Source organism: Mucilaginibacter kameinonensis (assembly GCF_003675385.1).
Taxonomy (GTDB): domain Bacteria; phylum Bacteroidota; class Bacteroidia; order Sphingobacteriales; family Sphingobacteriaceae; genus Mucilaginibacter; species Mucilaginibacter kameinonensis.
Genome location: NZ_RCWZ01000002.1, coordinates 483,111 through 495,857, shown reverse-complemented (window position 1 = coordinate 495,857; position 12,747 = coordinate 483,111). Strand labels below are relative to the sequence as shown.

6 protein-coding genes are annotated in these 12,747 nt (G+C 42.8%); all 6 read right to left on the bottom strand.

Annotated features, from left to right (window positions below):
• Positions 1 to 4 precede the first annotated feature (4 nt).
• Positions 5 to 3,421, bottom strand: coding sequence for a TonB-dependent receptor (locus EAH55_RS09100; protein WP_162996796.1), 3,417 nt, complete (start codon positions 3,419 to 3,421; stop codon positions 5 to 7).
• A gap of 260 nt (positions 3,422 to 3,681) precedes the next feature.
• On the bottom strand, positions 3,682 to 4,704 hold the full coding sequence (locus tag EAH55_RS09095) for a FecR family protein (RefSeq protein WP_121809349.1): 1,023 nt from the start codon (positions 4,702 to 4,704) through the stop codon (positions 3,682 to 3,684).
• A gap of 132 nt (positions 4,705 to 4,836) precedes the next feature.
• Positions 4,837 to 7,020: a TonB-dependent receptor gene (locus EAH55_RS09090; protein ID WP_121809348.1), complete on the bottom strand. Its 2,184-nt coding sequence runs from the start codon at positions 7,018 to 7,020 to the stop codon at positions 4,837 to 4,839.
• A 437-nt stretch (positions 7,021 to 7,457) separates the two neighbouring features.
• Positions 7,458 to 8,045 (bottom strand): RNA polymerase sigma-70 factor, encoded by a 588-nt coding sequence (locus EAH55_RS09085; RefSeq protein ID WP_114936724.1) that lies wholly within the window; start codon positions 8,043 to 8,045, stop codon positions 7,458 to 7,460.
• A gap of 562 nt (positions 8,046 to 8,607) precedes the next feature.
• Positions 8,608 to 10,176 carry an AGE family epimerase/isomerase gene (locus EAH55_RS09080; RefSeq protein ID WP_121809347.1) on the bottom strand — a complete coding sequence of 523 codons (1,569 nt, stop codon included), beginning with the start codon at positions 10,174 to 10,176 and terminating at the stop codon, positions 8,608 to 8,610.
• Between the two features lie 3 nt (positions 10,177 to 10,179).
• Complete coding sequence (locus EAH55_RS09075; protein WP_121809346.1) at positions 10,180 to 12,678, bottom strand: glycoside hydrolase family 9 protein; 2,499 nt, start codon at positions 12,676 to 12,678, stop codon at positions 10,180 to 10,182.
• Between the last annotated feature and the right edge of the window lie 69 nt (positions 12,679 to 12,747).

Sequence of the window (12,747 nt, the reverse complement as noted above, 5' to 3'; positions counted from 1 at the left end):
GTTATTATAAAGTGATATCCAAACCAGCCATAAACGTGCGGGCCTGAGGATAAAGACCCATATCAATGCCACCGCTGATTTCCGGATCAAAGCCTTTGTAACCTGTAATAGTTACCAGGTTATTGCTGCTCAAGAATACCCTTACCCTTTTAATATCAGCCGATTTTAACCATGTTGCAGGCAAATTGTAACCTAACTGCAAGGTTTTAATACGGAAGTAAGCACCGCTTTGCAGGTAGAAATTTGATGGGTTTTTAAAGTTATTATTCGGATCGGCATCACTTAAACGCGGGTAATTGCTGCCACTGTTGTCTGGCGTCCAGGCGTTAAGTGCTGCAATAGGATAGTTTGCAGATGGGATATCTAACCTGCGGTAAGCCTGGTAAATTTTGTTGCCCCAAACACCTTGTCCAAATAATTTGATATCAAAGTTTTTGTAGTTAGCATTAAAGTTAATACCGTAAGTAAATGTAGGCAGCGGATTGCCCAGGAACTGGCGATCTGCCTGGGTGATTTTGCCATCACCATCAGTGTCCTGCCATTTAAAATCGCCTGGTTTAGCGTTTGGCTGTATCAGCTGACCATTTTTGGTATAGGCGTTAATCTCGGCCTGCGAATGGAACACGCCCAACTCTTTGAAACCGTAAAACTCGCCGATAGGTTGTCCCGGAGTGATTCGTCCAATTTCGTAAGTAGTGCTTTGCACTGTACCTTGTACAAAATGATCAATCTGGTTGCCTAAGCTTACTACTGTATTTTTGTTGTATGAAATGTTACCGCCAACGCTGTAATTAAACTCACCGATTTTGTTGGTATAGTTAAGGCTTAACTCCACACCTTTGTTTTCCATGTCACCAACGTTATCAGATGGCTGACCGGCAAAACCCGCGTATGAAGGCAACTGCACATCCTGTAACATACCTTTTGTAAGCTTTTTGTACACGTCAAACGTTACGCTCAGGTTATTGAACAATGTCGCGTCGAAACCGATATCTGTAGTGTGGGTTTCTTCCCATTTCAGGTTCGGGTTAGGTGGCTGGTTAGGGCTGTAACCAATACCCACAGCATCGCCGAAAATAGCATTACGACCGCTACCGATGGTTGCAGCATATCTGAACGGACCAAGTGCCCTTTCGTTACCTACAGAACCATATGAAGCACGTAATTTGAAGAAATCAACAAATGTATTTTTAGGGAACCAATCCTCACGGCTCACTACATAACCTACCTGACCGGCAGGGAACGTACCATAAAGGTGGTTAGCACCAAAACGTGATGAACCATCACGACGGATAATGCCAGAGAACAGATATTTTTGATCGTAATCATAAGTAACCCTGCCAAAGTATGAAGCAAGGGTATGTGGCTGCACATCATCCAAACCAAGCGCGCTTGCCGCAATCCTGTTAGCTGCAGGCAGAGCATAAAGTATCGACGCGTCGGCAAGTGAAGTTGCAGGTTCGCCCAAGAATGAGCCTTGCAAGCCTGAAGCAGTAGTTTTTTGAGCGCTTGTACCAACCAAAGCTGTCAGGTTGTTTTTACCAAAAGAACGGGTGTAGGTAATAGTATTATCTACGTTCCATGACAGGTTCCTGTTGTAGGCCTGGGTTTGGTTGGTTGTAGTATTTGATGTACTTGAGTTAAGATAGTACAAAGGCGTAAAACCGTCAGAGCCGTAGTAAGCTTGTTTTGCACTAATCTGTGACCTTAATTTCAAACCCTGAATTGGTTCAACTTCAACAAAAGCGCTACCTAATAAGTTGGTAGCATCGCTGTAGTTACCCAAAACAGTTTGAGCATAAGCCAATGGGTTAGTGATTTCCTGACCTACATAGCCAGATATACCGTAAGGCAAACCTTGTCCGTTACGGATGATATTTGCTTTCTGATAATCACCCACATTTGGCTGACCATTAATATCGCTAACGGTAACCGGGGTTATAGGATCAAGGTTTAACGATGAACTTAACGGACCGCCAAATACGCTGTTGGTATTACCGAAAGCTTTGTTTTTGGTGTATGAGTAAGTAAAGTTTTCGCCAATGGTTAACCATTTTTTAGGCTTGTATGAAGTGTTAACTGTAAAGTTAAACTTTTTGTAACCTGAAATATCCGGCATTACCACACCTTGCTGATCAAGGTAACCGAAAGATGTATAGTAGTTAGCTTTATCGGATGCACCACTGATGTTCAGGTTATGATTTTGAATAAGCGCATTGTTATCAAAAATCTGATCCTGCCAGTTGGTACCAGTACCATATGACGCAGGGTTAGCAAAAATTGCCGTTCCTCCATCATTTATTTTAGACTGATTTCTTAAAGTAGCGTATTGAGAAGCGTTAGCTAATTTAACCTTGCTAACCGGCGACTGGATACCTACATAGCCATTGTAAGAGATCTGCGCATCACCTTTTTTACCTTTTTTGGTGGTTACAATAATTACACCGTTTGACGAACGAGAACCGTAAATAGCAGCAGAAGCATCTTTCAATACCTCAATTGATTCAACATCATTAGGGTTAACGTTATCTAAACCGCCGTTATCAACCACAATACCGTCAATAACATAAAGCGGGTCGCTGTTTAACCTTGAAGTAACACCCCTCACCCTGATTTGAGGCGAAGAACCTGGCGAACCAGAGCTTTGTACAACGCTAACACCAGTTACACGACCGCGAAGCGCGTCGTCAACACGGGTAACCTGCTGGTCTTGCAGATCGCTGGCTTTAACGCTGCTGATAGCACCGGTAACCGTTACCTTTTTCTGGGTACCATAACCTACAACTACAACTTCGTTAATGGCTTTCACATCTTCGGCCAATACAACGTTGATAACAGTTTGGTTACCAACTACAATTTCCTGTTTGGCGTAGCCGATAAACTGCACTACGATAACAGATTGCGGACCAGCAACCGACAATTTAAAGCCACCATCGGCACCGGCTGTGATACCATTTGTAGTACCTTTTTCGGTAATGGTAGCTCCCGGAACAGGCTGACCTGTGTTATCGGTGATTTTACCTGTAATGGTAACGTTAGCGGCAGCCTGCTCGATGATTACCACACCTGGCTCAGCGGCGTTAACAGTTGGCGTGGTAGCAGCCTTTTTTTCAAGCACTACCCTATCGTTCATTACATCGTAATTGATGCCGTTGTTTTTAAACACCTGGTCAAGTACGGTTTTTAATGTTTGGTTATTGATATCTAATGAAAAGTGCTTATTAGCATCCAGTGAGCTGGCGCTGTAAATAAACTTTACATTGTTATTTTTTTGAAGGTACTGTAAAGCCTCAAGCATAGTTGTGTTGCTGAGCGTAACATTTACCTTTTTGTTAAGTATACCCTGAGCTTTAATTGGGCTTGCGTAAGTCATGCTGCTTACCATTATTGCTATCAGGACCTGGCTAAAAGTGATCTTCATGATTTTACCCCATGGGATGGGCCTTCGTAAACGAAAATTCATATATTTGTTATGTTTCTTTGTTAAAAATGAGACAATTAATAGCCCGCACACCTCCTTGAGGTGTTCTTCGCGGAACGGGCTTTTGATCCTTAAAACTTAGGGGTGCTCGCAACACTTCTAAGTTTTTTTATGCAGATCATTTCGGGTGTGTTTTGCTTTCTTCTTTAGGTTTGTAGTTTTTTGTGCATCTTATAATTTTGAGCGTTTAATAGGATTGGTTATTTAAGTTCGATATGGTTGTTCACAATAGCGTAGTCAACGTTGAGCGATTTCTTTAGCGCGTCAAGCACGTCAGGTAAGTTAAAACCTTCAAAATCGGCATTCAGGATATAATGGTTAAGTCTTTCGCTGCTTACTTTAATATTAACATTAAAACTTGAGTCAAGCACCGGGATGATATCCTTCAACGGTTTATTATCAAACACCAGGCGGGTACGCTGGTATTGTTTTACTGTCGATTTTTCTTCAACAGCCTGCGCAGTCAGGGTATGCCTATCGTTCAGGTAAACTGCCTTTTGATGCGGATAGATCATTACCTCATTTTTGGTAAGCCTGGTTGTAATAGCACCGCCTTTAGCGCTTACCGAAACTTTACCGGTCAATACAGATACATCGGCTACATTACTCTGCTCGTTATCACGTACCAGGAAACTGGTACCCCAAACTTTGGTAACTATCGACCGGCTGCTGATAATAAAAGGACGCTGAGGATTCTTAGTCACCTCAAAAAAACATTCGCCGGATATGCTTACCATCCTTGAGTTAGGGGCAAACACATTAGGATAACTAATTTTTGCCGATGGACTTAACCAAACGGCGCTGCTATCGGGTAGGGTAACTTTATAAATATGACCAGTGTTATTGGCAACATTAAACAAATGCACCTCGCTTATTGTAGATGCAGCCAGGTGCTGGTCTTTCGCTTTCTGAGTATACAGAACAGCCACAGCGGATACGGCAAAAACAACAGCAGCGGCAGCCGCGGCAGCATACCACCTCCGAAACAGCCTAACTTTTGGCTGCTCTTCAGTTGCAGGCAGATTAACAAGATTAAGATTGCTTATAATACTGAAATAGATATTCTCCTCCAGTTGCTTTTCTTCGGCAGGCGAAAGATCCGAAACATGATCATTTTCATGCTCAAAGCTGAAATACCATTGCTTAACCAAAGCTATCTCGGCCTCGGTGCAATCGCCTTTAATGTATTTCTCAAGCAAATCAATGCGTATAGGTTCTTTCATGAAAGAAAATAATTCCGGTTTATAAATCACATGACGTACGGGAGATAGTGTACCCCCTACACCCTTGTAATATTTTTTTGAAAAAATATTACAAGGGTGGTATTGCAATCAATCCATACAGAATACAGGGTTTTATAATTTAAATTTTATGCCGCCATTAACCACAAATCCATCCAAAGGCGCATAAATATCCTTAAATGTGGGATTGGTAATGCTTCCGGTATATATCGAACCGAATTTAGTTTGGCGGGTATCAGTAAGGTTTTCGAAGTTTATAAACAATGAAAAACGCTTCCACATCTTCTCCGCCATAAATCCGGCCGTCCAGTATCCACGGCCTACCGAACCATCACTCAAATGCTGCGGACTGAAATAGTATGCTTCGGCTCCAAGTTTTAATTGATCTTCTATTTCGTAAACCAATACGTTGTTAATCCTATGGCGGGACACCAAAGGGTAGTTAATTATCTTATCACCAATATGTTGAGTAACATCTGCAAAAGTATAACCTATAAATAGCTTAAACTCATCATAGGTTAGTTTAACATTGGTTTCCATTCCTTTGGTATTTAAATCACCGGGAGGTTGCTGGTATTGCAGGTTGCCATCGGCAAGTAGGGTAAGCAAAATAGGCCTTTCAATACGGGTGTAAAAGAAAAGCTGGTTAATACTCAGGCTTACCATGTTATCAAACAAACCGGTTTTGTAAGTTATATCATAGTTGGCACCATAAGATCGTTCGGCTTTCGTATTTGCCACGTCTATAGGCAATACATTCCTGAACTGTATCCGCTCGGCATCTTCAGTAAATACGGTTGGTGCTTTATAGCCCAATCCGCCGCCTAAACGGGTCGAAAAATGATCATTTATCTTATACAGCCCCGAAATTCTCGGCAATAAAAAGAATCCATACTTATTATGATAATCGCCCCTTAACCCCGACTCTAAGGTAAATTTACCTGTCAGATTCCAGGTATTTTGTACAAAAGCCCCAATGGTACCATAATTGTAGCTTCGTAACGCGAAAGCACTATTCCTGTCTTCGGAAAACTTATCGGTCAGGTAATTTATTCCGGCAACCCAATCGGTTTTACTGCTATTATAAGCGTAATTAGCCTCGGTGTAAGAGGAAACCTGCGAGCCCGAAAATTTGTAAGACGGCAGGCCGATGCTTCGGTCAAAATAACTCAGGCTGTTTTTAACCGTAAATTTCTCCTGGTCATTAATGGTATGATTAAGCTCCAGTTGAGAGCTGTACCGGCCCGTTTTATTCACTTCAAAATAAGAATGCTGCGCATCGCCATTGCCCCGGAGGTATTGCATATCTCCACCTATCCTGTTTTCGACGGTTGAATTTATACCAGCGATTAGTTGCGTGCGATCATTAAGATAGAAAAACAATTTAGGGTTAAGTGTATAGCGGTTAAACCGGGGGATGGCCGATAAACCAATATCCGAAGGATCATAAGCCGTACCATGATTATACGCGGCGTAAACCGTTGCGCCAATTTTATTAAACTTTTGCGAATAAAACCCGCTTGCGTCAAGCCCCAAGGCCGATGTACCGTTTAACAGGAAACTTAACTGGCGCTCTTTTGTGGGCGTTTTAGATACCAGGTTTACAAGCCCGGCAATAGCACCGCCACCATAAAGCGTAGACGACGAACCTTTAATAACCTCAACTTGCTTCAGATCAAGCGGGGCTATTTGTAATAAGCCAAGTCCACCAGAAAAACCAGAGTACAACGGAAAGCCATCACGGATGATCTGTGTGTATTTACCATCCAAGCCCTGTATCCGGATGCTCGAATTACCACTGGTTGCCGAAGTTTGTTGTGTTTGGATACCCGTACTCTCGGCGAGCAACATACGGATATCTCCTGGTTTCATGTTTCCTTTTTCGTCCAGTTCTTCGCCCGAAATCACTTCTACCCTCGTAGGTATATTTGCGATAGTGCGACTGCTTCGAGTAGCGCCAACTACAACCTCGGCAAGGCTTTCCCCTTCCTCTTTCGCAGGTTGCAAAAAAATAAATAAAGGAACCTTCCCACTAAGCGGGAAAATAAGGGTATCTGTTCTGGTTTGATATCCGATAAAGCTATACCGGATAATTTGTTTACCATCCGGAACGCCATTAATAATAATCATTCCGCTTGTATCGGCTGCAGCGCCTTTAGTTGTTCCGGATATTAAGGCGGTGGCGCCAATTAATGGTTCTTTTGTTTTTTCATCTTTAACGATGACTTTAAATGTGTTTTGAGCGTAAGTTAAAGCAGTATATAGCAGTGCAATAAAAAGCACAGTTATTTTTTTCATGATGTTGGTATAAATTAAGTGAATACAGAATTTGGGCCGGGCGGCCGGGTATTAACTTAATTTGGGAGGTAACCAGATAGTAGAAGAAATTTTAGTAATACGTGGCTGGCGGTACGCGGCATATTCATTTGATGTGCTTTCAACAAGCATTGGTAAGCTGATAATAACAGCTTTGCCGGTAATAAAGCCCACGCATGATCCACATGTAAAAAAAGGAGAACAGCCTAAACATTCTTTTTGAACCGGGGCCTGTTTGCTAGTCTTCTCCTTGCTCAACGCCAGGCAATCACTATCCGTACAGCATGGTTTAGCTGAAAGGATAATAACATACAATGACAAAATGAGGCAAATAATTTTCACTTGCCAAAGCTATTTAATTATTACCGGCTTGAAAAATAATTTATAAAAATCAATTAATTTGGATTGATTAAAAGAGATTAAAGCCTGTGCAACAGCGCTGCAATCACCCAAAGCAAATGGTGACTTAAACCAACCCGAAGCCTTTTTATAGCCTTAGTAATCTGGTTTTCAACAGTTTTTTCTGATATGCCGAGCAATTGAGCTATTTCCTTATTGGTTTTATACTCTTTACGGCTCAACTCAAAAACCGAGCGGCACTTATCAGGCAGGTGGCTTATTTCGGTTTCGAGGGTATGGGTAAGATCACGCAGCATGATCGTATCTTCGGTTCCGGTATCGGTCTCGGTACTTAATAATTTAAGCGCCTCGGTATGTTTTGCGCGGATGCTTTGTTTGCGGTACTGATCAACCACCTGATTTAAAACCGCCAGGTGCAGGTAACCGCCAATAGTAGTATTAATTTGCAGCGTATGCCTTTTATGCCAAAGGTTTGAAAATATTTCCTGGACAACTTCCTCGCACAGCTCCTTGTTTTTCAGGCGCTTGTAGGCATCTCCATACAGTTTTTTCCAATAACGCTGGTAAATCTCCCTGAACGCACTAAGCTTATCCTGCTGCAGCAATCCCAACAAATCCTCCTCAGTCAGCCTGGTAAAATCGTTCATTTGTTAAATAACGTGGCAATTAGTGTTAAATGATTGGCAAAACTGAAAATAATTATGTCAACTAACAAGACGTGAATTGTAATACTTTTAACATAAAAGTCCTCATTATGTAGCTTTGACACAATGAGATAATAGATTTACTGTGTTGATTTTACAGGGAATAAATTGAGAATTTCCGCTTATTTCATTCGATTTTAAGCGAATTTATATTGACCATAAATTGACGTAACGCAAATATTTCTGCCGCTTAGTGGGGTAAAATATCGTTAAGGAGATAGGGCAATTTGATTTAATAACGGGAGATCGAGTATTTATTATGTAATAGTTTGGTTAGGAGATGCTAAGTGGATATCGCTTATTAAAGTTCACGCAATATCAATTTGTTGAGTTTTGCCCAAAATTGATGTTATTTATTTTTAATTAATAATGGCGCTCCCGTCAGCTGACGGCCAGGCAATCCGCTCATACTGCACGGGCATTATCCGCCGGCTTACGGACGGTATCCGCTCCTATCCCTAACGCAAATTGAGAATGTATTATATGATTTAATAATTTAGTGAATTCATAAAGCTTTAACCAGAGCCGAATTATTCCCGGCCAAATCCACCGCCCTCACACTCAATTTACCATTTTTACCTGCCACAAAGTAGTTAAGTGGTGTAAACCCTATCCTTTTGCCATTGCTGTAAATGTTATAACCCAGTATCCGTTTATTATCCGTAGATACCTGCCACTTCAAAACGCCATTTATCAACTTAACCTGCTTTGGGGCTGTCGGTGGCATTTTATCAGGGTCGAGCTGCATCACACAGTTCATCAAGGCTCGGAAAGTGTGATAAGTCCCTTTCCAGATCTGGCCTTTGAGGGCTGTTTTATATTGAGGTTGCTTATCTATGCCGCCCTGGTACCAGTCGCCGTGTTTATGATCTATCAGATAGGTTTGGGTGTATTGCCAAAGGGTTTTAAATTGATCAAAGTATTGGTGCTTATCGGCAGGATACTTAGCGGCCATAATAAGCAGTGTATTTAAACCTTCGGCCTGGGCCCACCAATTTTTGGTATCCTCGGTAATGGTAACGCCGGGTTTGTCTTTAAAATAATAGCCCTCATCATAAAAGCCGCCCACTTTATTGTCCCAGCCGTGCTCCAGGGCATCATCAACCATTTTTTTACCTATTGCTAAAGTTTTGGCATCATCCTCCAAACCCAGGGCATGAGATGCTTCGAGCATGAGGTAAGCCGTCTCTACGTTGTGCCCGTACGATATATGGTCGAGGCTATGGTGCTGTTTATAAACTGCCAGGCTCGAATCGCGGAAAGACACCGGGGTCCAATCCGGTTGAAAAAAAAGGATGAGGTTACCCTTATCGTTAGTGATCTTATCACGTACCAGCAGCAGCATTTCTTGCAAACGGGTTTTGAGCAGTGCATCAGGCCATACGCTGTACAGTTCGGTAAATGATTCCAGCAGGTGGATAGATGAGTTTTGATCTTTATACCCTGTTTCGGCAGTTGATTTTATGGTGGCGTCCCTTACAATAGGTGTCCCATCCCGTTCCATATGCTGATAATACCCTTTATAAACCGGGTCGTGCGCGTGCTTTTCCAGCCACCAAAAACATTGTTTAGCCAGGTTTAAGGCGCTGGTATCGCCCGATGCCTGGTAATAAGCCGCAAGCGCGTAAATAGCAAAGGAATTACCATAAGCCTCTTTAGAAGCGAAACCTCCTTGCTTAGGGTTACCCTGTTTATCGGTAAAAATGTAAAAACCACCATATTGCTTGTCCCAGAGTTTATCCCGTAAAAACTCGTAGCCATGGCGTGCCCCAATCATATAGTATTTTTTATCAGGGAAAAGCTCAGCAGCTTTACTGTTGCTCCAAACGTGGCGCGCCTGTGTCACAATCATTTTATCCTGGTTTCCGGTTGGTTTAAAATCATAGGTAAAGGCGCTCAAAAAACCACCATCGGCTGTATCAATGGCAGCCGGGTACCAGGGCTTAAGCAACTCATCTACCATAGATTTTTGCATTTCATGGGCTATCTTTTGCTTTTGGCTCTGGTGATTTTGCGCAAATGCTATAGTTGCAGTGCCTATTAAAACCGCAAGCAAACTGATCTTCAATTTCATAACTTACTTTTTATTTAGAACGTGATCGGCTGCTAAAACCAGGAACAGGTAATCAGTGGTGCCTCCACCTAAAACATATTCGCCTTGTTGCCACAGATATGGCCAGTTAAGCAGTTCAGGAAAATCGGGGCGGATAAGTGCCGTGCCCGAAGTAATACCTCCGGGAATATAAGAGCGATCGGCCCGGTTAAAGCCATAAGCCGTAGTCATTGACCTTGCGCCAACACCGGATACAAACGATGCCGTATTAGAACCAGGATGGCAGCCCAGCACAAAATCAATAGCGTGCAGCATATAAGTATCGCTGAAAACCGACGGAAAACCGCTGTATAAAAAGTATTGTTTGTAGCCAAAATTCTGGATCCCCCAGCCAGCACCCCAAATATTGGGCTCGTAAGGAACGCCATAAGGGGTTTTAGCCCCTTGTTGCTGAATATTTGCATATAGTTTTTTGACCGCTTCGGTTATTTTGCCATGATAGTTTACATCATTGATCAAACCCATGGTACGGCCAACCAGCCAACCGGTGTTATCAATGTTGCTTGCTATCCCTTCGGTATTGTTAACCAAATAATCAGCATACGTTTTATTTTTTGTGGTGATGAATAACTCAACGGCTAAAGCAACACGATGGCGTAAGGTTTGATCTGCTGTGTTTTTCCAAACCTCCTGCGCTATTTGCAGGCATTGGGTTGCCAGTGTATCGTTATACCCCTTCATTACGCGACTTGCAGCGGCCAGCGCGGCGGCAGTTTCCAATGAGCGACCGGGATTATCTTCTGTAAACACCCACCTGTCATCTGCCGCTGCAGGAGTCTTCAATACGGGATCGGTATTATTAGCATTGGTTACAAAAGGTTTGTTATCGGTAATATTAGCGGCATCACCCAAAACTGTGTACTGCCTGATGGTTGGCTCAATAACACCACGATAAAAACGCCCCATAGCCTGATAGCCGCCTGTTATGGCCAGTAAACCATGCTCAATCTGTTGCAGCATATCCGGTTTGCCATCGGGTTGATGAATCTCTACAATGTGGTTCTTTTGGTCGATGGTTGTATTATCATACTTTACATCAAAAGCCTCGTAAGCCAATGTAAGTCCGTGCACGGTTTCGGCCTGCGATTCAACCCTTAAATCAAAATCACCGGCATCGTGCCAGGCGCCGCGATCAAGAAAAGGCACATTATCACCCGGTTTATATTTATTAAGCGTGCTGTGCCCCTGGATATAGCCATCAAAATGATTGGAATCAATTGGCGCCATCCGGGCATCGTCCATATGGCATAGGCCATGCCATACGCGATATTTTTCGTTAACACGCATGTGGCACATCTGTATAGGTAAAAAGTATGAAAGCGTTGGCTGCCAAACATCGTTCTTAAATACGTCGGTGCTGATCTGGAACGGCTCCGTTTGATAGCTGCCATATTTAACCACATACATACCCGGTTTGGTGATCTTTGTAAAATCAAATTGCAGGTAGTGATACCTTAAAAAGTCGCCCCAGTTGGTAGGGTTGGCTTTTAATGCCGGGATCAACCCGCCGTTTTCGCCTACTCTTAATAATGATACGGGCAGCACCTTTTTATCATTCTTATCCAACTCGATAACCGCTATTTTTTGTTGTGCAGGGTGATATCCCACCTGAGATATTTGTATAACCGGTTCCGATTGCCAACCATCTACGGCGTTTGGGGTAACCAGCCATTCTACAGCATTTTTTGATGCTCCTTTAGCTACTAATGATCTTACCACAAACCATCCATTATTGTGCTTAGCCCTACCATCAAGCAGTTGTATGTTACCGCCCGAAAGGTTTTCGATGGTCATGCGCTGCAGATCAGTTTCGGGTACTATGGTAAGTTTTTTACCCTCTGCCATCGGCATTACCTGGGTCTCCCCTTCCTGATCAGTATAGGTTTGCCCGTTGGCTTGTTGGGGGAAAATGCCGAATTGCTTATCCATATAATATGATTTTCCAAACAGGATGCCAGGGAACAGCTCCAGGTTAAAACCAATCTTACCAATCCAGTTATCGGGCAGGGGTTTATCTAAATCCACTATAATTTTAAAGGCTTTTCCGGCGGGAATTACCCTGATGTTATAAGCAAAATTCAGGTCGGGATAAATGATAGGATTAAAGCCATGACGGTTCATATCCGGATTAGGAAACTCCATGCGTACACTTACCTCGCCGGTGCTTTTGTTCACCACCCTTTTACCCACCTTAGGTATGGGCGACCATTGCCCTGGCGTAGGTTCAAGCCTGATATCCCCATTGGTGGCTACGCGCTGTCCGTTTTGGATAATGCCTACGCCACCCTGATGCCCTTCGGGGTAAAAATCATGGGCAAGCATTACGTTTACACCCTTATATTCAAGATACTCCTGCGCGTTAAGCTTCATTAAATTAGCTGCAGGTTTAACCTGGGCATTCAAAAAAAAGGGAAACGAACAGCAGGCAGCAACAATGGCGGTGAAGGTAAATTTAAATCTCATCGGGATAATGGTTAGCCGGTAATATGCAATACGATATTTGCACGGCTAAAAATAACGCCACAGTAAAGG

Bases quoted from the DNA above. Each gene is read 5' to 3' on its own strand.
- EAH55_RS09100 (WP_162996796.1), bottom strand. From the start codon at position 3,421: ATGAAGATCACTTTTAGCCAGGTCCTGATAGCAATAATGGTAAGCAGC.
- EAH55_RS09095 (WP_121809349.1), bottom strand. From the start codon at position 4,704: ATGAAAGAACCTATACGCATTGATTTGCTTGAGAAATACATTAAAGGC.
- EAH55_RS09090 (WP_121809348.1), bottom strand. From the start codon at position 7,020: ATGAAAAAAATAACTGTGCTTTTTATTGCACTGCTATATACTGCTTTA.
- EAH55_RS09085 (WP_114936724.1), bottom strand. From the start codon at position 8,045: ATGAACGATTTTACCAGGCTGACTGAGGAGGATTTGTTGGGATTGCTG.
- EAH55_RS09080 (WP_121809347.1), bottom strand. From the start codon at position 10,176: ATGAAATTGAAGATCAGTTTGCTTGCGGTTTTAATAGGCACTGCAACT.
- EAH55_RS09075 (WP_121809346.1), bottom strand. From the start codon at position 12,678: ATGAGATTTAAATTTACCTTCACCGCCATTGTTGCTGCCTGCTGTTCG.